This window comes from uncultured Streptococcus sp., from assembly GCF_963545685.1.
Lineage (GTDB): Bacteria > Bacillota > Bacilli > Lactobacillales > Streptococcaceae > Streptococcus.
Genome location: NZ_CAUUKN010000004.1, coordinates 44,201 through 70,304, shown reverse-complemented (window position 1 = coordinate 70,304; position 26,104 = coordinate 44,201). Strand labels below are relative to the sequence as shown.

The 26,104-nt window shown below is 39.4% G+C and carries 22 protein-coding genes; 4 read left to right on the top strand and 18 right to left on the bottom strand.

The genetic code is table 11. The features are described 5' to 3' along the window. Positions 1-46: 46 nt before the first annotated feature. Both RWZ99_RS01755 and RWZ99_RS01750 read right to left on the bottom strand, forming a co-directional pair. On the bottom strand, positions 47-709 hold the full coding sequence (locus tag RWZ99_RS01755) for a ComF family protein (protein WP_314675997.1): 663 nt from the start codon (positions 707-709) through the stop codon (positions 47-49). After that, positions 687-2,009, bottom strand: a complete 1,323-nt coding sequence (locus RWZ99_RS01750; RefSeq protein ID WP_314675995.1) for a DEAD/DEAH box helicase — start codon at positions 2,007-2,009, stop codon at positions 687-689. Before RWZ99_RS01750 ends, RWZ99_RS01755 begins: the two co-directional genes overlap by 23 nt. A gap of 54 nt (positions 2,010-2,063) precedes the next feature. Here RWZ99_RS01750 and RWZ99_RS01745 point away from each other — a divergent pair, with 54 nt between their 5' ends. Together RWZ99_RS01745 and cysK are read left to right on the top strand one after the other, a co-directional pair. Further along, positions 2,064-2,690, top strand: coding sequence for a YigZ family protein (locus RWZ99_RS01745; RefSeq protein WP_314675993.1), 627 nt, complete (start codon positions 2,064-2,066; stop codon positions 2,688-2,690). Positions 2,691-2,791: 101 nt separating this feature from the next. Next, positions 2,792-3,718 carry a cysteine synthase A gene (gene cysK, locus RWZ99_RS01740; RefSeq protein WP_314675992.1) on the top strand — a complete coding sequence of 309 codons (927 nt, stop codon included), beginning with the start codon at positions 2,792-2,794 and terminating at the stop codon, positions 3,716-3,718. Between the two features lie 182 nt (positions 3,719-3,900). On the opposite strand, the gene RWZ99_RS01735 is transcribed toward cysK, so the two are convergent. The 11 genes from RWZ99_RS01735 to RWZ99_RS01685 form a co-directional block, all read right to left on the bottom strand. Then, a complete protein-coding gene (locus RWZ99_RS01735) occupies positions 3,901-4,560 on the bottom strand; it encodes a CBS and ACT domain-containing protein (RefSeq protein WP_155213027.1) in 660 nt (219 codons plus the stop codon). 134 nt (positions 4,561-4,694) lie between these two features. After that, entirely contained in the window at positions 4,695-5,405 is a 711-nt protein-coding gene (locus RWZ99_RS01730; RefSeq protein ID WP_314675991.1) for an ABC transporter ATP-binding protein, read from the bottom strand. Further along, positions 5,405-6,169, bottom strand: coding sequence for an ABC transporter ATP-binding protein (locus RWZ99_RS01725; protein WP_314675990.1), 765 nt, complete (start codon positions 6,167-6,169; stop codon positions 5,405-5,407). The genes RWZ99_RS01730 and RWZ99_RS01725 overlap by 1 nt, the downstream gene beginning before the upstream one ends. Positions 6,170-6,171: 2 nt before the next feature. Then, positions 6,172-7,122: a branched-chain amino acid ABC transporter permease gene (locus tag RWZ99_RS01720; RefSeq protein ID WP_002883720.1), complete on the bottom strand. Its 951-nt coding sequence runs from the start codon at positions 7,120-7,122 to the stop codon at positions 6,172-6,174. 3 nt (positions 7,123-7,125) lie between these two features. Then, complete coding sequence (locus tag RWZ99_RS01715; RefSeq protein ID WP_314675988.1) at positions 7,126-8,010, bottom strand: branched-chain amino acid ABC transporter permease; 885 nt, start codon at positions 8,008-8,010, stop codon at positions 7,126-7,128. A gap of 43 nt (positions 8,011-8,053) precedes the next feature. Further along, on the bottom strand, positions 8,054-9,229 hold the full coding sequence (locus RWZ99_RS01710; protein ID WP_314675987.1) for an ABC transporter substrate-binding protein: 1,176 nt from the start codon (positions 9,227-9,229) through the stop codon (positions 8,054-8,056). A 157-nt stretch (positions 9,230-9,386) separates the two neighbouring features. After that, positions 9,387-9,668, bottom strand: a complete 282-nt coding sequence (locus RWZ99_RS01705) for a DUF2129 domain-containing protein (protein ID WP_314675986.1) — start codon at positions 9,666-9,668, stop codon at positions 9,387-9,389. Further along, positions 9,661-10,110, bottom strand: a complete 450-nt coding sequence (locus tag RWZ99_RS01700; protein WP_314675984.1) for a YlbF family regulator — start codon at positions 10,108-10,110, stop codon at positions 9,661-9,663. Before RWZ99_RS01700 ends, RWZ99_RS01705 begins: the two co-directional genes overlap by 8 nt. 86 nt (positions 10,111-10,196) lie before the next feature. Beyond that, positions 10,197-10,787 carry an ATP-dependent Clp protease proteolytic subunit ClpP gene (gene clpP / locus RWZ99_RS01695; protein ID WP_314675983.1) on the bottom strand — a complete coding sequence of 197 codons (591 nt, stop codon included), beginning with the start codon at positions 10,785-10,787 and terminating at the stop codon, positions 10,197-10,199. A 182-nt stretch (positions 10,788-10,969) separates the two neighbouring features. Continuing rightward, positions 10,970-11,599: a uracil phosphoribosyltransferase gene (upp, locus tag RWZ99_RS01690; RefSeq protein WP_314675982.1), complete on the bottom strand. Its 630-nt coding sequence runs from the start codon at positions 11,597-11,599 to the stop codon at positions 10,970-10,972. Between the two features lie 97 nt (positions 11,600-11,696). Then, positions 11,697-14,603: a glycoside hydrolase family 68 protein gene (locus tag RWZ99_RS01685; RefSeq protein WP_314675981.1), complete on the bottom strand. Its 2,907-nt coding sequence runs from the start codon at positions 14,601-14,603 to the stop codon at positions 11,697-11,699. 276 nt (positions 14,604-14,879) lie between these two features. Here RWZ99_RS01685 and RWZ99_RS01680 point away from each other — a divergent pair, with 276 nt between their 5' ends. Beyond that, positions 14,880-16,499 (top strand): glycoside hydrolase family 32 protein, encoded by a 1,620-nt coding sequence (locus RWZ99_RS01680; RefSeq protein ID WP_314675980.1) that lies wholly within the window; start codon positions 14,880-14,882, stop codon positions 16,497-16,499. Positions 16,500-16,800: 301 nt separating this feature from the next. On the opposite strand, the gene RWZ99_RS01675 is transcribed toward RWZ99_RS01680, so the two are convergent. The 4 genes from RWZ99_RS01675 to RWZ99_RS01660 all read right to left on the bottom strand — a co-directional run bounded on the left by RWZ99_RS01675 (position 16,801) and on the right by RWZ99_RS01660 (position 23,900). Continuing rightward, positions 16,801-17,964, bottom strand: a complete 1,164-nt coding sequence (locus RWZ99_RS01675; RefSeq protein ID WP_314675979.1) for a MalY/PatB family protein — start codon at positions 17,962-17,964, stop codon at positions 16,801-16,803. 10 nt (positions 17,965-17,974) lie between these two features. Continuing rightward, complete coding sequence (locus RWZ99_RS01670; RefSeq protein ID WP_314675978.1) at positions 17,975-19,069, bottom strand: cystathionine gamma-synthase; 1,095 nt, start codon at positions 19,067-19,069, stop codon at positions 17,975-17,977. A gap of 303 nt (positions 19,070-19,372) precedes the next feature. Further along, the gene (locus RWZ99_RS01665; protein ID WP_314675977.1) at positions 19,373-22,153 is read right to left on the bottom strand and encodes a cation-transporting P-type ATPase; all 2,781 of its coding nucleotides are present in this window, start codon (positions 22,151-22,153) and stop codon (positions 19,373-19,375) included. A 115-nt stretch (positions 22,154-22,268) separates the two neighbouring features. After that, positions 22,269-23,900: a polysaccharide biosynthesis protein gene (locus RWZ99_RS01660; protein ID WP_314675976.1), complete on the bottom strand. Its 1,632-nt coding sequence runs from the start codon at positions 23,898-23,900 to the stop codon at positions 22,269-22,271. A 94-nt stretch (positions 23,901-23,994) separates the two neighbouring features. Between RWZ99_RS01660 and RWZ99_RS01655 the strand changes: the two genes are divergently transcribed. Further along, a complete protein-coding gene (locus RWZ99_RS01655) occupies positions 23,995-25,440 on the top strand; it encodes a UDP-N-acetylmuramoyl-L-alanyl-D-glutamate--L-lysine ligase (protein ID WP_314675975.1) in 1,446 nt (481 codons plus the stop codon). 76 nt (positions 25,441-25,516) lie between these two features. On the opposite strand, the gene RWZ99_RS01650 is transcribed toward RWZ99_RS01655, so the two are convergent. Beyond that, a complete protein-coding gene (locus RWZ99_RS01650; RefSeq protein ID WP_314675973.1) occupies positions 25,517-26,080 on the bottom strand; it encodes a TIGR00730 family Rossman fold protein in 564 nt (187 codons plus the stop codon). Between the last annotated feature and the right edge of the window lie 24 nt (positions 26,081-26,104).

The window sequence follows — 26,104 nt, the reverse complement described above, 5'->3', positions numbered from 1 at the left end:
TTTATCTTTATTATATCCTTTTCATGAAAATTTGCAAGGATTTTTATTATCTAGCCAAGGAAAAGGTCAAAACATCTTTAACATCCAAGTCATCTAATAGCTTGACCATTTGGTACAGGGTAGATCCTGTTGTGTAAATATCATCGACTATGATAATCTTACTTGGTAATTCAATGCCTTTCTTCAAACTGAAAGGATTATCTTGACTTAACCGCTCTTCGCGTGTTCTCGAGGATTGCTTCTCAATATCTCTTTTCTCAAAAATATTTTTATAAGGAATTCCCTCTAGTAATCCTTTAACTTGATTGAATCCTCTATCTTCCAAGCGTTCTTCCGACAAGGGTACAGGTACTAATACATAATCTTTCTTTAAAAAAGATTTTAAATTGGTTCTAATTTCTTGTTGAAATATTTTTCTAAGGCAATAATCTCCCATAAATTTATAGCGACTAAAATACTCTTTCATGTTTTCTTCATAACGATAAATGGCAAAATGTTTTGGAATATAGCCTTTTTTCTCCCAAATTTTGCAGTCAATGCAACCATTTCCATCTAATATTTTATAACAATTGGAGCATTTCACCTTCCCAATCTTTTTAAATCGACCTTTACAATCTTCACAAGAGTACTCTCTTCTTTGTTTAAACATAATCAAATCACTTAATTGTACTACTGATTCAATCCATTCATTGCATAGTAGACACTTCATTGTCAAATCCTCCTTTTTTATTCATCAGCTTTATTTCTTTTCTACAGCGAAGCATAGATTCAGAAAGTCCTTCATGAAAGAAATAAAGCTTTCCTGTCGTTCTATCGGGTGATCGTCCAACTCGACCTCCAATCTGAATAAGACTTGAACTTGTATATAAGTGATGATTCGCCATACAAACAAATACATCTACTTTGGGGAAGGTGACACCACGTTCGAGAATAGTTGTTGTCACTAAGATGGACAGTTCTTTTTCTCGGAATTTCTCTACGATAGTTGAACGCATCTCACATTTAGATGAAACAAAGGCTATGTTTTCAGTAGGAAGATATTTTTTTAGGATAACAGTAAACTTTTCACCTATTGCTATATTAGGGAAAAAGATTAATAGAGGAAAATTTGATTTACGCTGCTTCTTAATCTGGTGAATTAAAGGGCTAGGGAGCTTACCTTTCGTTAACGACTTTTGTAACCTTCCTTGCCAAAAGAAACGAGGAAGGACTAAAGGATTTCCGTGAAATCGTCTAGCAAGGTGATGCTTTTCTAAAGATCCAAGGCGCACTTGCTCTTCTAAAGCTAATGTAGAAGTTGCTGTTAGATAAATATACCGACCTGTTTCCGTCTTTGCCTGTTTAACAGCATGATTTAACATGACATTCCCTACAAAGGGAAAAGCATCAACTTCGTCAACAATAATCAAGTCAAAGCTATGATAAAACTTAAGTAATTGATGAGTGGTAGCTATAACGAGCGGACTACCATCATATGGTTCACTATCAGCATGAAGCAGAGAAATACTACAAGTAAAATCTCTCTGCATACGAAGAAACAATTCTCGACAAACATCAACTCGGGGACTTGCAATAGCGACACGATTTTTATTTTCAAGAACATAGGCAACAATCTTATAAATCATCTCTGTCTTACCAGCACCAGTCACTGCATGAACAAGGCTATGTTTTTGATTTTTATAAGTATTTAAAAGCTTTTCTGAGACCTCATTTTGATAAGGAGTCAGTTTCCCCAACCATTTCAAGACAGGAAAGTCAACTTCTGATTTTTTTGAAGGAAAGTAATAGAGTTCTTTTCCTTCTTGGTTTCGACCAAAGACAATACACACTCTACAATAATACTGACCATTCGGTAATTGCCAATCTTCCTCTATTTGACTATAACATCTTTTGCATCTGAGTTTTTTATCAACCTTTATCATACTTTCTAATCTCACAGCCTCTGAGAGATAGTCCATTGGTACTTGTGCTTTCGTAAATAGTCGTCCATAATATTCTTTAGGTATCATAACTTTCTATTCGAAAATATGTTTGAATTCACCTTTTTATGATAAAATTTTTTTATGGATTACAAAACAATTGCCAACGATGGAATCGTTGAAGAAGAAATCAAAAAATCTCGTTTTATTTGTCACTTGAAACGTATTAACAATGAGGAAGAAGGGAGAGAGTATATCGCTCAGATTAAGAAAGAGCATCACAAGGCCAATCACTCTTGCTCTGCAATGATTGTCGGAGAAGAGGGTCAAATTAAACGTTCTAGTGATGATGGCGAACCTTCTGGAACCGCTGGAGTGCCCATGCTTACCGTTCTAGAAAAACAAGGACTTACTAATGTCGTAGCAGTTGTAACTCGCTATTTTGGTGGAATCAAATTAGGTGCTGGCGGCCTTATCCGTGCTTACTCAGGTAGTGTTGCCCATGCAATCGAAGAAATTGGACGAGTTGAAGTCAAGGAATTAACAGGACTAACCGTAGAATTAACCTACTCTCAATACCAAGTTTTCCCAAACTTCCTTGAAAAAGAAGGTCTCCAAGAATTTAATACAACTTTCTTATCGGAAGTTTCTACCACTTTGTTTGTTGAAGAGTCTGAGATTGAAAGACTCGGTCAAGAGCTTACTGAATTCTATCAAGGAAAAGTAAATTATGAAAAATCCGGTAAGAAAATTGTTGAGATTCCTGTCTGATAGTCAAACATTATCACAGTGATAAAGAAGATGTATTTTACAAGTTAGGTTTACCGTCGTATACTTAAAAGCATCAATCAAAGATTAAGAGGATTTTAAATATGACAATTTACAACTCAATTACCGAACTTGTTGGAAAAACACCTGTTATTAAACTTAATTCTATTGTTCCAGAAGGATCAGCAGATGTTTATGTTAAACTCGAAGCATTTAATCCTGGTTCTTCAGTTAAAGACCGTATTGCTCTTCGTATGATTGAAGACGCTGAAAAAGCTGGTACGATTAAACCTGGTGATACTATTGTTGAACCAACTTCAGGTAATACAGGTATCGGTCTCGCTTGGGTTGGCGCTGCTAAAGGATACAAGGTAGTCATCGTAATGCCTGACACAATGAGTGTTGAACGTCGTAAAATCATCCAAGCCTATGGAGCCGAACTTGTTTTGACTCCTGGTAGCGAAGGAATGAAAGGTGCTATTGCTAAGGCTAAAGAAGTTGCTGCTGAGCGCAATGGTTGGGTGCCACTTCAATTTGCCAACCCTTCAAATCCAGCTGTTCATGCTGATACAACTGGGCAAGAGATTCTTGAAGATTTTGGAGCAGATGGTTTGGATGCCTTTGTTGCTGGTATTGGTACTGGTGGTACTATTTCAGGTGTTTCTAAAACACTTAAGGCCGCTAACCCAAATATCAAAGTTTATGGTATTGAAGCTGACGAATCTGCTGTATTGAATGGTGACAAACCAGGTCCACATAAAATCCAAGGTATCTCAACTGGCTTCATTCCTGACACATTGGATACAAAATCATATGATAGCGTTGTACGTATTCCTTCTGATGAGGCTATCTCAACATCACGTACATTGGGTAGCCAAGAAGGCTTCCTAGCAGGTATCTCATCAGGTGCTGCTATTGCTGCCGCCCTAAAAGTTGCTGCTGAGCTTGGAGAAGGTAAGAAAGTCTTGACACTCTTGCCAGATAACGGTGAACGTTACCTCTCTACAACACTTTACGATTTTCAAGACTAATAAAAAAGAGGCTGGAACATAATGTTCTATCCTCTTTTTATTGTAATAATTTCAAGCCTGTAATTCATGATTTTGCATGTGAAAGCAAGTTTTTAGGGGTGCTAACCATATAATCTCTACAGACTTACTGTTTTTAGAGATTATATGGTGTTAAGAATTCGTTCTGTTTCCCCCTTTTATTGTTAGTCTAGCTCTTTTGCCTCTGTTTCAGCAATTTCAGTAACTGTAAATCCTGCTTCTACAAAAACCTTCTTGAGTTGTTCAATCCCAATCTCTCCTTCAACTTGAAGTTCAACACGAAGTACAGTGTCATTTTTAGGGGCAACAATTGTACGTTCGATGTTGAGATTCTCACTAGCAATAAGGTTCGCAATTTTTTCCAAAACACGTGGAGTATCTGGAACTTCCAACCCAATACGAATTCCAGCTTGACCATAACCAGAAATTTCCAAGAAAGCACGAAAGACATCTTTATCTGTGATAATTCCAGAAATTTGGTCATTGTCCACAACTGGAAGGACTCCAACCTTATTTTGAAGCATGATATAGATTGCATCCTCAAGGCTAGCATATTTGGAAACAGTAAGGACATTCTTGATCATTATATCTCCTACTTTTGTCTTATTAAGGAGATAGTTCATTTCATAAATTGACAAGCTTGTTGCTTTTGATGGTGAGGCCTCCGCCATTGTTCCTTCTGTAACAAGCCCAACAAGTTTATCGTGTTCAATTACTGGCAAACGGCGCAAACCTTTCTCACGCATAATATCTGCAGCTGCTGCAACTGTTGTTTCTGGTGAGACATAAACTACACGTTTCGTCATAAAATCTTTTACTGCCATGTTTCATTTTCCTCCGAATGATTTCTTACTTGTATTATACCACATTAAGTGAAACCGATTGCAATATCTTACTGAAAAATTAGTATTTTACAATCAGCATGAGACGATAGAAAAACGCCCTTGGGCGCTTTTTCTTATCCTCCAAGATAGGCTTTACGAACTTCATCTGATGCAAGAAGTTCTTCACCAGTACCTGAAAGAACCACTTTACCAGTTTCAAGAACATAACCACGATCCGCAATTGACAAAGCCTTATTGGCATTTTGTTCAATCAAAAGAACTGTAGTCCCTTGTGCCTTAATATCTTCGATAATATCAAAAATTTCCTGAATAAAGATTGGAGCAAGTCCCATTGAAGGCTCATCCAAAAGCAAAAGTTTCGGACGACTCATGAGGGCACGACCCATCGCCAACATCTGTTGCTCACCACCAGAAAGTGTTGCAGCGTCTTGATTCTTACGTTCTTCTAGACGTGGGAAACGTTGGAAGACTTTTTTCAATAGAGCTGTATTTTCTTCTTTATTTGTATGAAGGAAGGCACCCATTTCAAGATTTTCCATTACGGTTAATCCTGCAAAGACGTGACGTCCTTCAGGCACTTGAGCTAATCCATCTGCAACAATCTTTCGAGCTGGTGTTTTGTGAATTTCATTTCCAAGGTAAGAAATAGTTCCTTCAGCTGGACGAACAAGACCTGAGATTGTACGAAGAATAGATGTTTTACCTGCTCCATTGGCTCCGATAAGAGTTACAACTTCACCTTCATTAACTTCAAAGCTAACGTTTTTAACAGCTTCGATAGATCCATATTTAATTGAGAGATTTTCAACTTTTAACATAGCCATTATGCTTCACCTCCCAAGTAAGCTTCAATAACGCGTTTGTTATTCTTAATTTCATCAGGTGTTCCTTCGGCAATCAAACGTCCATATTCCAAAACATAAATACGCTCAGTAACATCCATGACCAAACTCATATCGTGCTCAATCAAGATGATGGTAATTCCGAAGTCTTTTTGAATTTGACGAATATGAGCAGTCAATTCAGCTGTTTCTTGTGGGTTCATACCCGCAGCTGGTTCATCAAGGAAAAGAATTTTTGGTTCTGTTGCAAGTGCACGAACAATTTCCAAGTGACGTTGTTGTCCATAAGCCAAGTTTTTCGCAAGCGTATCTGCCTCACCATCCAAGTTAAAGATAGCCAAGAGCTTCATAGCTTTGTTTTTCAACTCTTCCTCACTTGAATAGTACTTAGGCAAACGCAAAAGAGATGCAAAGAAATTTGAAGGTTGCTTATTTGATAAACCAACAAGGACATTTTCAAGTACTGTCATGTCTTTGAAAAGGCGAATATTTTGGAAGGTACGTGACAAACCAAGAGAAGCAATCTTATAAGGTGCTTTCCCGTTGAGAACTGTACCATCAAGCGTTACAGTCCCTTCACTTGGCTCATAGACACCTGTCAACAAGTTGAACAAGGTTGTCTTACCAGCACCGTTTGGACCAATAAGTCCCACCAGTTCACCCTCGTTGAGTTCCATTGAAACATCACCAACGGCAGTCAAACCGCCGAAGTTTTTAGTTAAATTTTTAACTTCAAGAAGTGCCATTTTTATTTGCCCTCCTTAGATTTATTGAAGAATTTTGAGAGATAGAGTTCTTTTGTTCCTAGAAGTCCACCTGGACGGAAGAGCATTACAAGAATCAAAGCCAATGCGTAAATAATCATACGGAGGTTTGAAACGTTTTGAAGGAACATGTTGATAATACCAAGAACAACAGCAGCAATGATAGTACCTGTGATTGATCCAAGACCACCAAGAACAGCAATGATAAGGTAATCAATTGATTTCATGATGGTGAAATCTTTTGGCACAACAGTACCGATATAGCTGACATAAAGTGAACCAGCAATCGCTGAAATCATGGCACCGATAACAAAGATAAGAACCTTCATTTTTGTGACATTAACACCCATTGACTCAGCAGCAATTTCATCTTCACGAAGAGTGATTGCTTGACGTCCAGTTGCTGAACGTAAGAAATTAAGCACCAAAATGGTAATGATTACCACAAAGAAATAAATTACAGGCCAACTAGTATAAGGAAGGATACCTGTCAAACCAGCGGCACCATTGGTCAATTCACCACCATTAACAATAATGATACGGATGATTTCAGCCATACCAAGAGTTGCAATGGCAAGGTAGTCACCTTTCAAACGAAGGGTAGGTAGACCAAAGATAAGGGCAACAATAGCTGCGATGATGACACCGACAACCATTGAGAGGTAGAAACCGTCATATGTTGGCATCATACCAGTAATGATAGCTGATGAATAGGCACCAATTGCCATGAAACCAGCTTGCCCAAGTGTAAATTGCCCTGAGAAACCAAGAACCAAGTTAGTACCAAGTCCCATAAGGATTGAGATTCCAATCCCCATTAAGATTTGGATATAGTAAAGGTTCATGATACCTGAAAGTTCAAGACCTTTCAAGATAAGGAAGAGCCCAATGATAAGACCAAACCAAATAAGGTTTACTTTTAGATTTTTCTTCATGTCTTACACCTTCTCTTTCACATTTTTACCGAGGATACCCGCTGGGCGAACCAAAAGGATAACAATCAAGACACCATAAACGATGGCATCACGGTAACTTGACAAACCAATTGCAGTTGATAATGTCTCCAAAATACCGATAACAAATCCACCAAGTGCTGCACCTGGGATAATACCGATACCACCAAGAACAGCGGCAACAAAGGCTTTAATACCTGGCGTCATACCCATAAGAGGTTCGATAGAGTTATAGTAAAGACCAATAAGGACACCCGCTGCCCCTGCTAGTGATGATCCAAGAGCAAAAGTGAAGCTGATAGTGTTATTAACATTAATACCCATCAATTCAGCCGCATCACTGTCTACAGATACGGCACGCATAGCTTTACCCATCTTAGTCTTTTTAACAATCAATTGAAGAGCAACCATAAGCACAAGCGCAACTACCAAGATAAGCAATTGCACATTTGTTACAGAGATTGATCCAAGATGATAAGTCTCAATTGCAATCTTTTGAGGGAATGAACGTGTATCTGCTCCTACAAATAGAACCATGATGTACTCAAGGAAGAATGAGACACCGATAGCTGTAATCAAGGCAGAAATACGTGTCGAATTACGGAGTGGGCGATAAGCCAAAAACTCAATAACAACCCCTAAAATCGCACAGACAAGCATAGCAAAAACAAGAGCAATCCAGAAGTTCATCTTCAAGCTGTTAATCGCATAGTAACCAACGAAGGCACCTATCATGTAGATGTCTCCATGGGCAAAGTTAATCAATTTGATAATCCCATAAACCATGGTATAACCAAGGGCAAGTAGAGCATAGATACTACCCAAGATAATACCATTGACTAGTTGTTGGGGAAGTTGTTCAAAAAACATAAATAACCAAACTTTCTAGTTCATTTTCAGTATAGATAATAGATTATTTTTCAATTTCAACGGCTTCCGCTGAAACTTCTTCACCATTATCTCTTTTAACCATAAGAGCTGCTTTAATAGGGTTATGATCCTTGTCGATTGTCATTTTACCGGTAACTCCAACAAAGTTTTTCAAATTTGCTAAGTTATCAGCGATATCTACTGAAGTTTTCGCACCTTTCGATGCTTCTGCAACCATATAAACAGAATCGTAAGCTAGGGCAGCAAACATATTTGGTTCAGTTTTGTAAGCGTTCTTATATGCTTCAATGAAACCAGATGCCTTGTCAGAAAGAGCAACATTTGTTGAATACCCTGATACATAGTAGACGTTTGAAGCATTCTTTTTACCTGCAAGCTCAGTAAATTTCGCATCGCTGAATCCGTCAGGTCCTAGAATTGGTTTATCAATTCCAAGGTCACGTGCTTGTTTTGTAATAATACCAGTCTCAGTATAGTAACCAGGCATTACAATCGCATCATAATCAAGGTCTTTAAATTTAGTCAAAGCTGACTGATAGTCCTTGTCACCTGAAGCAAAGGTAGCTTCAGTAACGATTTGACCTTTATATTCACGCTTGAATTCATCCGCAATACCCTTGGCATAATCCGAAGCATTATCGTAGTAAAGAACCACTTTCTTAGCATTCAAATTATTGTAAGAATAAGCCGCCAAAACTTTACCTTGGTAGCTATCCTTAAAGGTTGTACGAAAAACAAATTTCTTAGCTCCGTTAGCATCTACCGTAAGGTCATCCTGAGTACCAGAAGGTGTTATCAAAGGAACCCCTGTTTTTTGTGACACGAGGCTAGCAGCAGCAACAGCACCTGATGTCGCTGGACCAACGATAGCATTTACATTACTCTGAATAGCCAAGTTCGTTGAAGATGTTGAAGCCTCAGCATTTTCAGATTTATTATCTTTTGTGATGAGCTCTAGCTTTTTGCCGTCAACACCACCTGCTTTGTTAATTTCATCAACAGCCAACTTAATACCATTCTGCTCTGCCTTACCATAGGCCGCAACGGCACCTGTCAACTCCATGTTAACACCAATTTTGATTGTATCCCCAATCTTAGTACCATTGGCATTAGCAGTCACATCAGGTGACTTGCCACAGGCAACCAAAAAAATGGAAGCAAAAAAGGCTAACACAATAAGTGTGATCTTTTTAGACATAAGATTTCTCCTTAATATTTTCTTAAAAAAGTCTACCTTATAGCTTACAGAATTATCAGACAATTGTCAACTACATACAACTCTGTTCTATCCCTAGTAATCGATTCCATTGCTTTTAAACTAACGCTTTAAGAATAAAAAAAAACTTTTCTCCTAGTTAAAGAGAAAAGTTTTTAAACTGTTCAGGGACTGAGGTGTCATAACGTTCTAGACTTCCTACAAAATCCATATCAATATCAGAATAATACGAAGGTAGGGCCCTTTTTACTGCCTTCATTCCTTCAAGCTCTGTCAAGATATCCTTAACCTTGTCTTGATCTACATAGAGGTGCACATAACGCATCTTATAGGAATGGTAGACAACATCACCAAACTTGGCAATTTTACGTAAGTCTCTATTATAGTATAAATAAACAATAATGCCTTGACGCTTAATCATGACTCATCTTCTCCTTTATGTTAGTGTCACCCTTTTTATGATGAGGTTTATGAGGGGCAAGAGGTAGCCCAGTATCAATGAAAATCTGATTTGAGATAGCTTGAGCAATCTCTTCACCAAGTGAAGCTAGTATTATCTGCAAATCGAACTCCGCCTGACGATAGCCTATAACCACCTCGTTTAAATCAATTTGACGCTTCATTCGCAAAACCTGACGTTTCAGGTCTCTCACATCTGGTCTAAAAGCCTCATACTCCTTAGCTTTATCATAACTTTCCTTTAATTCCTGAAATTCCAAGAGTAGCTCTTGAAGTTCTCTGACATTTTCAAATTTCTGCCGTTTTAAACGGTAATTCTCTACTTCTGGTAATTTTAGAAAATGTAAAACAAGGCTGTCTATTGCTTGATCAATAGCAAGCAGCTCCTTATTGATTATTAACATGTTTCCTATTATAACACAAAAAGTCAGATGAAACGGTTCTTATATAAACCGATTAGCATCCGACTTTTATATTATATAAGCTAGGCTTATTTTAATTGGTTGTTGGCCATGATTTCATCAATGAAGCCATATTCAAGTGTTTCTTGGGCACTCATCCAATTATCACGTTCAGCATCAGCATGAACTTTTTCAATTGACTGACCAGAATTATCAGCCAAGATTTGCTCCAAGTTATTACGAGTCTTGAGCAAGTGTTCAGCTGCGATAGCCATATCTGTTTGTTGAGTACCACCACCAGTACCACCCATTGGTTGGTGAATCATGTATTCTGCATTTGGCAACATGAAACGTTTACCTTTGGTACCGCTTGAAGCGATAATTGTACCCATTGATGCTGCCATCCCCATAACGATGGTTTGAACATCAGACTTGATAAAGTTCATTGTATCAACAATGGCAAGGCCTGCTGAAACTGATCCACCAGGTGTATTAACATAAAGATAGATATCTTTTGTATTGTCTTGGGCATCCAAGAACAAGAGTTGAGCGATAATTGAGTTTGCCATATTATCTTCTACAGGACCTGTTAACATGATAATACGATCCTTGAGTAAACGTGAGTAAATGTCATAAGAACGTTCACCACGTGATGTTTGTTCAATAACTACAGGAATCATATGAATTCTCCTTTTAATATTGTCTTGATGTTATTATATGATTTTAGTCAAATTAGGTCAAATAAAAAACATCTTTCTTAGCACTCATTTAAAAAGAGTGCTAAATAGGTAAAAAACAGGTGATTATTAAGATTTTCTAAGTCATTACCCTATTAAAAAAAGGGAAAATCTCCCTTTTCAACTTATTTTGTGCCAAACAGACGGTCCCCTGCATCTCCAAGACCTGGAACAATATAACCATTCTCATTAAGTTTCTCATCCAAAGATGCTGTGTATATATCAATATCTGGGTGGGCGTCTTGCAATTTTTTAACACCTTCTGGTGCGGCAACCAAACACACAAACTTGATATTAGCTGCTCCACGTTTTTTAAGTGAATCCACCGCCAAAATTGCCGAACCACCTGTCGCAAGCATTGGATCCACTACAAAAATCTGACGTTGATCAATATCTTCTGGCAATTTAACCAAGTACTCAACTGGCTCAAGCGTTTCTTCGTCACGGTACATACCAATATGACCAACTTTTGCTGCAGGTACAAGGCTAAGCAAACCATCGACCATACCAATACCCGCACGAAGGATTGGAACAATTGCCAATTTTTTACCAGAAAGTTGTTTTTGAACTGTTTTTGTAATTGGTGTTTGAATTTCAACCTCTTCGAGGGGAAGGTCACGAGATACTTCGTAACCCATGAGCATAGCAATTTCATTAACTAGCTCACGGAAATCCTTAGTAGAGGTATCCTCACGACGAAGGATTGAAAGTTTATGTTGAATCAGTGGATGTGAAATAACTTGAAATTTACCCATAATAGTTTCTTCCTTTGCTTTATATTCACTCCATTATATCAAAAAGGCAAAAAAAACGCTTGCTTTACTTGCAAACGTTTTTAAAAAGGGTCAAATTTTATTTTTTAGGCAGATGAATTTTACCTGTAACTAAACCATAGCCAAGAAGTGCTAAGCTACCAATAGCCGCAAAGATGGCTGCCAAAATTGAAAGAATGTTGCTATTTGAATCTTCTGAATCACTTGGCGTCTTAGGAGTTGTCGCAAGTTTGGCAGCAACTTTAGTGTTGTTGTCTTTACTTGACTCATCAGACTTAGTTACTTCATCAGCTTGTGCTACTTCATGAGACTTAAGGTCCTCTTCAGACTTAGCTGATTTTGGAGTTTCTGTCTCAGTAACTACCTTTTCTTCAACAGCATTCGCTGGAACAGATGGTCCTGTTGATACAATAGCTTCTGGTACTGGTGTCGCAATCTCTGTAGCTTGAGCTACTGGACGACGGTCACCCACAGAACCTTCTGTTGAAGGTTTCACAGGAACCTCTACATGATGATCATCTGATGAATGGTCTGCGAAATGTGGGAACGGTGTACGAACTGGAGAATCTGGATTCGTCGGCGTTGCTGGTTTATTTTCTTTATCAGCTGATGGTTGATTATTATCTGCTGGTTTAGAAGGCGTATCTGGTTTATTAGTCTTATCATCAGAAGAATGGTTTCCATCTGTTGGATTTACTGGTGTTTCTGATTTATCTGCTTTCTTGTCTTCGCCATCTTTAACAGTCACAGTTAATACACCGTGAGCTTCAGAAACGCCCGTTGAACCATCAACTGTAGGATAAGTATGTGGTTTAAGACCATAACCTGACACCGCATAATAATCTACGTTAAAGTCCTCATTTGGTAATTTAGCGCTGTTTTGATCACCCACGTGTACCAAGCTTTCACTAGATTTATCCCAAATCCAGTCCCCTTGGTTGGTCATCTTAGGAAGAACTTCTGTAGTATCATCTTCATTCATCTTAATGAGGAAGCTTGGGGCCCATGTTGATTTATTCTCAGCACCAGCAATACCACCACGGTTAGTCATGTATGAAGTTACCAAAAGAGTATCTGATGAGCCTTCAACAGGAACCGCATAGTAAGAATAGGTAGATGTACGCCAGTCAGCTGGTACAGAGGCTGTCAAGACCACACCTGAGCCGTTAAGTGGACGGTATTCTCCACGGAGGCTATCTGATACGAATCCAAGCATGACAACATCATCACCGACAGCTTCACGCGCTGCCACAGTACCTTCAGCATCCGTAGATTTATTGATACGTGAAGCAGTGAAGAGGTAATACTTGTTACCCATCTTAACAACACTTGGACGTTCTACTTCATCAGTAACCATGTGGCTAGTAACAAGTGGTGTGTAAAGTTCTGCTACAGATGGATTTTTCTCATTATCATCAAGTTTCAAGATACCGATAGAACCATTTGCCCATGATGCAAGGTTGTATAGGTGTTTATTGTTAACAATATTGAGGAATGACTTAAGGTTAAAGGCGTCATCTCCTCCATAGTTTGACCAGTTGTAAATTTGTTTTTCGCCTTGGTAGTTTTCGTCACCTGTATTTGATTCGAAAATAAGGTAACGGCTACCGTTATCTTCAATGATGTGTGGGTCACGAAGACAGTAGTTATCCGTACGGTCTGGAATACCATCATGGTTATGGTCATCATTGAAAGTACTCATGAATTTTGGATAGCTTTGATAGTGATAGTTATCTCCACCAAAGAGAATGTGGTCATTTTCAACTGACTTGATAACAACTTCGTCATTTTCAACAGCCAAGTTGAGGGTAGCACTGGCCAATTGTTGCCAGTTTAATTTACCACCACTTGTATCATTCTTAGTGTAATAAAGTTGGATACTACCATCAGAGTTAACAGTCGCTGAACCTGACCATTGTTGGTCATCTTCAAGGGCATTGTAACCAAAGATTGGACCCGCATTTTTCCAATGAGTAAAGTCATTGTCCCCATATTTACTATAGAGCAAGTAAATGTGGTTTGAATTTTTATTTGGTGCACCGGCCATTGAAATAACCAACTGATAACCATTCCAGTTGCTGACTACACCTGACTCAGCATCTTGGACTGGCCAAGAATCCCAAACGTCGATTTCTTCTTTTTCCATCGTTTGGGCATCAACAGTGTTGAAGGCAGGCATATTGATAATTGTATCTGCTTTAAAATAAGGAACTGCCAATTTGCTGTCTTGCTTCAAGAAGCTAGCAACGATATCTTTCAAGTTACGGTAAGTCAAGCTTGTACCAGTACCTTTGATAGCATCATCACTAAAGTCAACTTTATTAAGTGCTTTAATTTCTTCTTCGGTCAAGGCAACGATTTGTTCTGAGGTCATATTATCTTCAACAATAGATTTAATACGACCATTAAGTTTGCTAAGGTTCGCATTGGCAGCACTATTTTCAGTAAGCTTAGGTGCTACTTCTGCGTGTGTATCAGCTGATTCTGAACTTGCTGTTGAAGTTGGTGCTTCTACTGCAGCCTCTGATGTAGAAGCTGGTGTAGCAACCGTAGCAATTGTTGCTGTTGATGCTGTTGATGCTGTTGTATCTAATGAAGATGTCACTACCGTATTAGTTGTCTTATCTTCAACTACTGATGGAGTTGCCTTGCTTGCTTGTGTCTCTGTTACTGGTGCAGTTGCAACCTCTGAATGTGCAACTGAAGATTCAACTGCTTCTGAAGTTGTTACACTTGTTGCAGTTTCACTGGCTACCGTTAGAGATGCTGTGCTTGTTTCTGGTGTTGTCGTCGTAGTAGCTACCGTTGGTGCTGTTTCTGTAACTTGATCAGCTTTGACCTGAGTTGCACCTAAAAATGCCAAGGTACCAACGAGAGCTGATGTTGCTCCCACTGTTGCAACCTTACGAATGCTATAACGCATCTTCTTGCACTCTGCTTGTTTCGGTGCTACTGTTTTTGAATGTGAATTAACTGTACTGTCCATATAAACTCTCCTTTTATCTTTTCACATGTTTAATTCTATCATTTTTTAATCTAAATTCCAATCTTTTTTTAATTACAAAATAGTATTTTTTGTAAAAAATTGTTTTTTTGTTAAAATATTAACTATAAAAACAATTAAGATGACAGGTAATATCACTATATGAAAGCAAAACATCTGTATTTATTATTAATTCTCATTTTTTTAATTTTGTTTTTTGTTTTCACAAGAGAAAATGAAAACGTTGACATTTTTTCTCAGAAAACACCTAAACCTCATGTGAGCCAAAGCTTCCATCTAGCGACTAATGAAGGATGGTCAAATGACCTCCAAACTATCGTATGGAATAAAGCTAAAAATTACTATGACATCTACTTTTTGCATTCTGTGGATGGGGCTACTGACCCTCTTGGCCCTAGTGGTCAAGATTGGACACATACAACCACTAAGGATTTTATCACCTATAGCAAACAAGAGACAGCTATACCAGCAAAAGGTGGGGATCCTCAAGAAGGATGGCAGTCTGCTTGGACAGGGAGTGTCGTTACCGATAGTCAAGGAATTGCTGGTGGTCAAGATAACGAATCTGTAGCCTATTTTACTGGGCTCATGGATGATGGAAGCCAAGCTATTTATGCTAGTGCTTCAAATAACCAAGGGGCTGGCTTTACTCGGGAATTAAAAGATGGCAAACCTTTATTGACAAAAGAGCAATCCTATAATGGCAAAGACTTCCGAGACCCCTATGTATTCCACTTTAAAGACAGACTACTCATGTATGTCGCTGAAGGTGAGGCCTTAGGTGTTTATCAATCTCAAGATGGCATCAACTGGACAAAAGCAGATAGCAATGGAGTCTCCAAAATCCTGCCCGAAACTTTTTTTAAAGGTCGTAACTGGACGGATAACGCTCCTATCGAGTGTCCGGTTCTCAAAACGATGACTAGAGCTGACGGTCAGAACAAACAAGTTCTCTTTTTTGGAGCCAAAGATACAGCTTCTAGTGAAACAAGTGGGACCTACTATACTGTTGGGCATTTAGATGAGAACGGCTTATTTATTGCTGAGACAGAGACAAAACGCTTAGATCAAGGGTCAGACTATTATGGTGCTAACTTCACTGGAAGTGAGCATATTGAAGAAAGTAATCATAGCCTTATCAGTTTTGGTTGGGTTGGTAATTGGAACTACTTTACTTCTGGTATTCATAGTGACGAAGAGGCCAAGAGTGATTTTCTAACAACTGTTGGTTTTTACGCTACCCCCAGAAAGCTACAACTGGACAAGGACGGTATCATTCAGTCCACTCCTCTTTATACAGATAAACAATTGACCCTTAAAAATCAAAATGGCAACATTTCAAGTCAAAGACCGCTCACCAGTGACAATAGAAGCCCTTGGGTTGATGAAAGTCACAATCAAAGTGCTAATGGCCTGCTTGATCTTGCCGGAAAAAGTAGCACAGGTTACTACAAGTTCCATTTTTCAAATCTCAAGCAAGAAGGAGGATATATCTACATTGATATTTGGCAAGGAGCTGATTATGTTAAGATTGCCTACCAAATAGCAAGTGGTATCTATCAGGTTTCTGCATATGCTGCTGAGCTAAATCACAGCATAGATGGCAGTCAAACTGCTTCCTCTTACTATTACGATGGACTCTTGGGGAAGGGTCAAGGTTATAAAGCTGACAGTCGTTATAAGGAAACTGATAATATCACTCTAACGCTTATTACAGACAATCGTAGCTTAGAAATTTTCTTCCCTAATGGTCAATCCTACACTCTAGCTAGGTTTAACACCTCTGGCAAGCAGGATATCAAAGTATTCTCCACCCAGGAGGATCTTCTACTAAATTTGAAAATCTACGATATCCATCCACACAAACAAGAAAAGTAATACTGTTTGCATCACTTTAGAACGTAGACAAACTATTTTGAATAGGTCATAAGCTAGGAAGTTATGAAAAAAGTGGAATAAGCTTATGTTGCGAGGATAGTGAGCATTTATCGAGACTTTCTGCCATGATAAAAACTCCTGAAACCATAGAGTTTCAGGAGTTGGAAAATTTTGAGACCTCAGACTCAAAACTTAGTCGTGTAACTTCGAAGAAGGTCACTGACGTCCGATATTGCCTAAGGGAAACCTCAAAAGAAGACTCCGTCTTCAATTTAAAGTGATGCCATTTGCATCACTTTTCTTATTTTCCAAAGACAGAAACCAGACGTTTCACACCTTCAGCAACAACTGTAGTTGGCGTCGCTACGTTAAAGCGGAAATGTTTTTCTCCTTCGGAACCAAAAGTAATACCGTCATTTAGCACTACCTTCGCTTCTTCTTTAAGCAAACGTCCAAGTTCATTGTGATCTTGATCATAGGCTGAAAAATCAAGCCAGACCAAGTAAGTTCCCTCAGGTTTCATAACGTTAATATTAGTCTTTTCACTAAGCTCCTTAGTTAAAAGGTCAATATTAGTTTCAAAGACTGTCTTCAATTCCTCTAACCAAGGTTGACCGTAGGTCAAGGCAGCTTGTGTTGTAATCAAGCCAATAGTTGGAATTTCGTGTTGATTATTAGCTAATTGCTTTTGTTTAAAGGCTTTACGTAATCCCTCATTTTCAATAATGGTGAAACTGTTTTTGGTACCAGCAATATTAAAGGTTTTAGTCGCCGAACTAAGCACCAAGGTAAAATCCTTATAAGCATCTGAAATCGTATTTAGAGAGATGTGCTTATTCCCATATAAGGCCAAGTCTTGATGGATTTCATCAGATACCAAGAGAACACCATGTTTCTGGCAAAGGTCTGCTACCTTGGTCAATTCTTCCTCGGTCCAGACACGCCCACCTGGATTATGGGGGCTACAGAAAACATAGAGCTTAACATCATTATCAACAATATCACGTTCTAATTGCTCAAAATCAATTTCGAAATGCCCGTTAACCTTAACAAGACTATTCTCAATCAACTTACGATTATTCAAGCGGACAGAACGAGCAAAAGGTGGATAAACTGGTGTATTAATGAGAACAGCATCGCCTTCTTTCGTAAAGGCCTGAATAGCTGTTGAAATAGCTGGGACAACCCCTTCAATGAGCACAATGCTCTCTTTATCAACGACGTAACCGTGTTGATTTTTTTCCCAATCTATGATGGATTGGTAGAGCTCATCACTTGGATAAGGGTAACCAAAGATATGCGTCTCAGCATAGTTGATGACTGCATCCCTAATTTCTGGAACAGGCAAGAAATCCATGTCCGCAACCCAAAGCTCAAGTAGTTCTGGATCACTTTCGGCTTCGTGCCATTTCATAGTGTTTTGGTCCAAGCGATCTGGTTGTGTTGTGAAATCATAACGTGTCATAAACAACTCCTTAAAGGCTAAGGGCATTTTCCAAGTCAGCAATCAAATCCTCTGCTGCTTCAATACCAATTGAAAGACGAAGCAAGTCATCTGTTAATCCATAGGAAGCACGCACTTCACTTGGAATATCTGCGTGAGTTTGTGTTGTTGGGTAGGTAATCAAACTTTCAACACCACCTAGGCTCTCTGCAAAGGTGAAGACCTTAAGAGCATTGATAATAGTTGGAATCTTATCTTGGTTAGCCACTTTGAAGGAAATCATCCCACCCTTACCTGGGTAGAGAACCTCTTTGACAGCAGATGACTTTTCCAAGAAAGACACAACTGCTTTAGCATTAGCCGTCGAAGCCTCCATACGAAGTTTTAGGGTCTTAAGTCCACGCATGAGCATATAGCTATCAAATGGGGAAAGGTTTGGACCAGTCGTATTAAGGTTGTAATAAAGTTTATCGTAGAATTCTGGATTGCTAGTCACAACAACACCAGCCAAGACATCATTATGCCCTGATAGGTATTTAGTAGCTGAATGAACAACAATATCAGCACCTAGTGGAATCGGGTTTTGGTAGATTGGGCTATAGAAAGTATTATCAACAATGACCACCGCACCCTTATCATGAGCAATTTTTGCCACTTTTTCAATATCAAACTCAATCATAAGTGGGTTTGTCGGTGTTTCGATGTAGACAATATCAGTATCTTCTGTAATAGCCGCAATCATTTCGTCTTCTGTGTTAGTGTATTCAAAGAAGAAGCGCCCTTCTTTTTCTTTATCGTTGAACCAACGGAAAGAGCCCCCGTAAAGGTCACGCGCAGCTACAACCTTACTACCTACTGGGAAAATTTCAAAGGCCAAAACAATAGCGCTCATCCCTGAACTTGTCGCAATAGCATAATCCGCTTTTTCAATAGCTGCTAGTGTTTTTTCCACCGTTGCACGCGTTGGATTTTTTGTTCGTGTATAGTCAAAACCAGTAGAATGTCCAAACTCTGGGTGTTGGTATGTTGTTGAAAAATGAATAGGTGAAGCCAAGGCTCCTGTTGCTTCATCCGAATTGATTCCAGCATGTGCTAGAATAGTTTCTAATTGATAATCTTGTGTCATATTATGCCCTCTCTACATGATAAAGTGGATATTCTCCATATCTATGCCCTCTATTTTATCACTATTTTCTGAAAAGAATGGTAAGTTCATCATACGGATTCTTGATAGTTAGATATAGTTTATTGCTATAACCTCAAAAAACAGTACAGACAAATTTTCTGAGATGATAAAAAGTGACTTTTCAGACACTGAAAAAGCCTGAAATTTAAAAGTTCTAGGCTTTTTGAGATGACTAGTATTCTTACTCACCTAAGAAAGACAAAAATCAAAAAATTTTTCTTCAATCCAAGGTAAGCCACTGACTTACTTTTTATCAAATAAGCGATATCTGATTTCTTCCAAAGCCATAATAACAAACGGACAAGCCAGCAAATAGAGCCAACCATCAAAACCAATCGGAGCTGTATTAAAGAGAGTGTGGAAAAGTGGTACATAAGACAGGATAATAAAGAGAATGATTTCTAAGACAATCCCCAGACTAATAATTTTATTTGCAAATGGTTTGATTTGGAAAATAGACCCTCTACCCTTACGACTATTCATAGCCATACCAATCTGAGTAAAGATAATAGCCCCCAAAGTCATAGTGGTTGCCTCTCGGTAGAGGGGACCTGAGCTAGGCAGATGGTTCAAATTTCCTTGATTGACCCAATAATTAAGGAAGAACGCACCCATAGCCAAGCTTGCTTCAATCAATCCATACCAGACAAAAGCTTTAATCAATAGTTGGCGATTGAGTAAGCGGTCTGATAAACGTCTTGGTGGCTTGTCCATTACTCCTTCTTCAGGTGGTTCAACCCCCAATCCCAAAGCAGGTACCATATCTGTCCCTAAGTCAATAGCTAGGATTTGCATAACAGTTAAAGGAAGAGGAATGCGCCCCAAAGAGAACAAGAAGAAAGCAGAGGGTACAGCTTCTGGAGTATTGGAATTAAAAATATAGGTCAAAAATTTTTGAATATTTCGATAAACTGCACGGCCCTCTTCAACGGCATGTACAATGGAAGCAAAATGATCATCTGTTAAAATCATATCAGCAGATTCCTTGGCTACATCAGTCCCAGATATTCCCATAGCTACCCCGATATCAGCTTTTTTCAAAGCAGGGGCATCATTTACTCCATCACCAGTAACAGCAACAACTTCACCAAGTTCCTGAAGTGCATTAACTACACGATACTTTTGTTCAGGGGCTACACGGGCAAAAACAATCTCCCCTTTAAGCGCTGCTTTGAGCTCTTCGTCGGTCATATCTGCCAGTTCAAGTCCTGAAACAACACGCGCATTGTCACCTTTTACAATTCCAATTTTCTTGGCAATACTAAGGGCTGTCAAACCATAGTCACCTGTGACCATGATAATCCGAATACTGGCACGGTGACATTGCTCAATTGCTTCACGTACACCCTGACGTGGAGGGTCACTCATGGCAACAAGACCCAGAAAGACCATATTTTCTTCCAAAGTCTGCATATTCCACTTGTCTTTTCCAATACGCTCACTTTCTAAGGGTCTATAAGCGACAGCTAAAACACGTAAGCCGTCACGAGCAAATTGATCGTTAGCAGCAAGAATAGCTTGACGTTCTGTAGCAGTCATAGATTTGATTGCCCCTTGACCATCATAATAGTCTGAACAAAGTTCCATCACTTCTTTAGGCGCACCCTTAGTGATGGAAATATGGTGACTGCCATCCATACTTTCTTCGAGACTATGCACCGTTGTCATTCGTTTACGATCAGAATCAAAGGGAATTTCCTTTATACGAGGGGCCCAAGTGTGATTTTCATTTAAGTTAATCCCTGCTTTTTCGGCTAAAACATTAAGACAAGCCTCAGTCGGGTCACCTAAAATCGTATAATTAGGATTGTCAGAATTAGGTGCCACAACCTGAGCATTACTGGCCAAGTGAGAAAAGCGAACCAGACGATTCAGGAGGTCATTTCCCTTCAGAGAAACAGGGTGACCATCCTTCTCAATATGCCCTTCTGGTGCGTAACCTAGCCCAGTTACCTTATAAGTCCCTGACAAGGTCCATAAATGATTAACCGTCATGGCATTTTGAGTTAGGGTCCCTGTTTTATCTGAGCAAATAACAGAGGTTGCTCCAAGAGTCTCAACCGAAGACAACTTCTTAACCAATGCATGATCCTTAGCCATGCGTTGTACAGCCATAGCTAGAGAAAGAGTAACTGTAGGTAGTAACCCCTCAGGGATAAAGGCAACAATCATACCCAAGGCAAAGATGAAGGCTTGAGACAAAGGTTGGTGGACAAATAGAGTTGCTGCAACCATAAAGAAGAGACCAACAGAGACTGCAATAACTGAAATCTGTTTGGTCAAATGGTCTAATTCTTTCTGAAGGGGACTTTTTTCCTGAGTAAGGTTTTGTGTCAAATCTGCAATTTGTCCAAACTCGGTTTTCATTCCGATAGCAGACACTATAAAATGCCCAGAACCTGAAGAAACTGTAGTTCCAGCAAACACCATATTGTCATATTCCAATTCAGTCTTATCAGGAGTCAAATCTGCTTGGTCTGACTTGTAAATTGGATTAGACTCACCAGTAAGGGCAGACTGATTAACCTGCAAGTCTGTCACAGCAACCAAACGTCCATCTGCAGAAATACGGTCTCCTTCTTCAATAAAAACCAAGTCCCCTGGCACCAAGTCCTGAGCAAGAATCTTATCTTCCTTCCCATCCCGAAGAACCCGTGTGTAAGATGGAAGAAGCTTATTAAGGGCTGCCGTAGCCTGACTTGCTCTATATTCTTGAATAAAACTAAAGAGACCATTAATAATGTTGACCAACCAAATAGCAATCCCCAACTCTAGGCTATGAGAAAGCATAGCGATAAAGCCACCAACCCACAATAAGAGGGCCATGAGACTGGTAAAATGTCTGAAAAAGGTCAACCAAATAGGTTCTTGTTTACTTTCCTTTAATTGGTTAGGTCCGTAAGTCGCCTGCCTTTCTTTGACTTCTTGTGAGCTTAAGCCTTGGTGACTTGTCTGCAAGATCTGATAAACTTGTTCAGGGGGATAGGTTCCTAATTTAATAATTTCTTGTCTAGAATCAGTCATAGTCCTTTCCTCGATTCTAAATCATAAAAGCGATTTCATATTTACGCCCTCATTATACTCCTTTTTCAGAAAATGTTGAAAGAAAAAACCAAGCCACAAGACTTGGTTTCAAATACTATTTAATATGTAATTTAGCACGAAGGCTATTAGCCCGGGCACCAAGCAATTGGTCAGCCATACGGGTCACAAGAGCAAGCACTCCATAGACCAAAACGCCAAGACCTCCTCCAATCACTAAGTAAATCACGCTACCCATACGACTTGTTGGAGATAGAACAAATTGGAATAACCAATAGAAAACAGCAACTGGAATAGCCATGAGCATCGTAAGAATACAAATGAGTAAAGCTTTTCTAAAGACTGTCTTACGACTAAAGTGAGTAACTGTGTGAAGGCGATTATACATCAGAGCAATAGGAACACCTAACCCAATGGCTGTTGAAATAACCGGACCGAGGGCTCCTAAGAAAATAATCAACGGTAGCTGTAGAATTGCCTTAACTAGCACCCCAATCGCAAAATAATTGATGGCTTTACGGGTCTCAAAGATAGCCTGAAGCATAGGTGCTAAAACACTATACAAGGCCAAGAAAATCACTTGAATCAAACTAGCTACAAAGAGCAAATGAGCCTGACTGTCTGGTGCTCCATAAAAAATGGTGTAGAGAGGTTTGGCTAGAATCACTGACCCTGCAATAGCAGGAACAATAAAGAGTAGAAGTAACTGTAGGTTATTGATAATCAGCTTAGCTGCTCCCCCAAGATCCTTCTTAACCATATTTTCCGTTAAGAGTGGGATTCCTACCCCAGCAATAGAAATAGCAACGGCAATCAAAATCATAGTAATCTTACTTGGGTTTGAAGACAAATAAGCATAGAGAACCTGAAGCTGACTGTTACTATAGCTTGTGAACTTCTCCATAGTACGGATAAAGGTCCATTGGTCAATCAACTGGAAAAGTTGAACCGCTGACCCAGTAATAATAAAGGGAATGGCCTCCTTAAATGTCTCAATAACAATTGCAGTTGGATTGATATCAGGATGAACAGCCTGCTTACCAAAAAGACTCTTGAGCTTGCCTTCCTTCCAAAGATAGAAGAAAAGCACTCCGTAACTTGCTAGCATACCGATGAAAGCAGCAAAAGTCGATTGGACAACTGCAGTTACATAGTCACCTGTACCAATTTTCATGATGAAGAAAGTCGCCAACAACATCCAAATCACACGGATAAACTGCTCTGCAATCTGACTTAGGGCATAAGGCTTCATGTTGTTAAAACCCTGGAAAAAGCCTCGTAAAACAGACATCGATGGGAAAATGACAACCGCCCAAGAAAGGCTGCGCATCACTCGAACCAGGTCTTCGTCTCCCCCAGAAAGATATGACATCCATGGCGAAGCAAAATACATGAAAACACCAAAAATTAGTCCAAGCCCAATCATATAATATAAGATACGTTTGAGTAAGAAGAAACTCGTTTCCATCTTTCCAAGAGTGTTGTATTTAGACACCTGTTTGGCAATGGCGACTGGAATCCCTGCTGTCGAAATCAAAAGGAAAAGGGCATAAATATTATACCCCTGACCAAAGAGGGCATTGGCTTGGTCGCCTTGTTTGCCCATCCAAGCATACCAAGGAATAACGTAGAGTGCCCCTAAGAGACGACTGATAATATTGGATGCTGTCATCCATGCCGTCCCTCTTAGCATTTGCTGCTGCTGCGTGTCAGTTTTAGTTTCAGTCATAATTTTCTTTCTAGGGAATAAAATATAATCTAGTTTATTATAAACTTTTGGCTGTGACTTGTAAAACAAGAACATTAAGGCTAAAATAGGAACTATGATTACTATTGAACAAGTTCTAGAGGTTCTCAAAAAGGACCATAATTTTAGAGATATTATCGACCAAGACAACTACTACTATTCATGGACTGGAGTGACTTTCGATCATCTTTCTTACGACAGTCGTGATGTCACACCATCTTCCCTCTTCTTTGCCAAGGGAGCTGCCTTCAAACCTGAGTTTTTGGAGAGTGCTGTCAAAACTGGCTTAAGCTTCTATGTAGCTGAAAAAGATTACCAAGTAGGAATCCCCGCCATTATCGTTTCAGATATCAAGCAAGCCATGAGTCTCGTTGCACAGGCCTTCTACCAATACCCTCAAGACAAGCTTAAATTACTAGCCTTTACTGGGACAAAAGGGAAGACAACAGCGGCTTACTTTGCCTTTAATATGCTTAAGCAAAGTCATAAGCCTGCTATGCTTTCAACCATGAACACGACACTTGATGGAAAAACCTTCTTCAAGTCTAACTTAACTACACCTGAGAGTTTGGACCTTTTCCGTATGATGGCTGAAGCTGTTGATAATGGCATGACTCATCTGATTATGGAGGTCTCAAGTCAAGCCTATCTAACCAAGCGTGTCTATGGGTTGACCTTTGATGTTGGTGTCTTTCTTAACATCAGCCCAGACCACATTGGTCCTATTGAACACCCAACCTTTGAAGATTACTTCTACCATAAGCGTCTCCTTTTGGAAAATAGTCAAGCTGTCATTGTCAATAGCGGTATGGATCACTTTGCTTTTGTCGCTGAGGAAGTTGCTGGTAAAGAGCATGATTTCTATGGCCAGAACTCCGAAAATGCCGTTCAACACGGCTCAGGTTTTAGCTTTAAGGCCAGTGGAAAATTAGCTGGTGACTACGATATTCAACTTATCGGTGATTTTAACCAGGATAATGCCATAGCCGCTGGTCTAGCCTGTTTACGTCTTGGAGCTAGCCTTCAAGACATCAAAGAAGGAATTGCTGTAACTTCCGTTCCAGGTCGTATGGAGGTCCTTACACAAACTAACGGGGCCAAAGCTTTTGTTGACTACGCTCATAATGGAGATAGCTTAGATAAACTCTTGCAAGTCGTAACTAGCCACCAAAAGGGTAATGTAAGCTTGATCCTAGGAGCCCCTGGAAATAAAGGGGAAAGCCGCCGTAAGGACTTTGGTCATGTCCTAAACACCTACCCCGATGTTGATATTATTCTAACAGCTGACGATCCTAACAAGGAAGATCCCCTAGCAATCTGTCAAGAAATTGCTAGCCATATCAGTCGCGAGGTTCGAATCATTGTTGATCGAGAGGAAGCTATTAAAACAGCTATGGCCGAGACCACAGGCTCAGAGGATGCTGTCGTTATTGCCGGTAAAGGTGCTGATGCTTTCCAAATTGTCGAGGGAAAACGCGCCGACTATTCTGGTGATATTGAAGTCGCTAAGAAATATTTGTAAAGATTAAATTGAAAATGTTCAGTGACATGTCATTGAACATTTTTTAATCATCTAAATGTTACATATTAAAGCGATACTATCTATAACGTCGCAATTGAGGTGGGGTATAAGACTGAACAAAGGCCTCAATTTCCGTAAAATTATCTGTAAAAATGAATTTTGCAGCCGTTTCAGCCTCTAAAAAATCATGAGCAACCATGGTATCTAACATAGCCTTCATGGCATCGTAATAGCCGTTGAGGTTAAAGAAAACACAGGGCTTGTTCAACTTACCTACACGAGCAGCTGCAATGGCTTCTGAGATTTCTTCAAGTGTGCCAAGACCTCCTGGAAGGGCAATAAAGAGCTCACCTTGCTCTAACATGGCAGTCTTGCGCTCTGCCATCGTTTCTACTATAGTCATTGAGGTCAATCCCTCATAAGCAATTTCCCTATCTTTGAGAAACTGTGGCATGATACCATGGGCCTGACCCCCATATTCCAAAACCGTATCACCTAGAACTCCCATAAGTCCCATCTTACTGCCACCATAAACTAGGGTATGACCATTTTTTGCAATCCATCTCCCCAAGGCAATCGTTGCTTCTTTAAAGCTAGGATTGTCACCCATATTAGCTCCCAAATAGACTGTTACTTTCATCGAAGTTCCTCCTTTTACTCTATT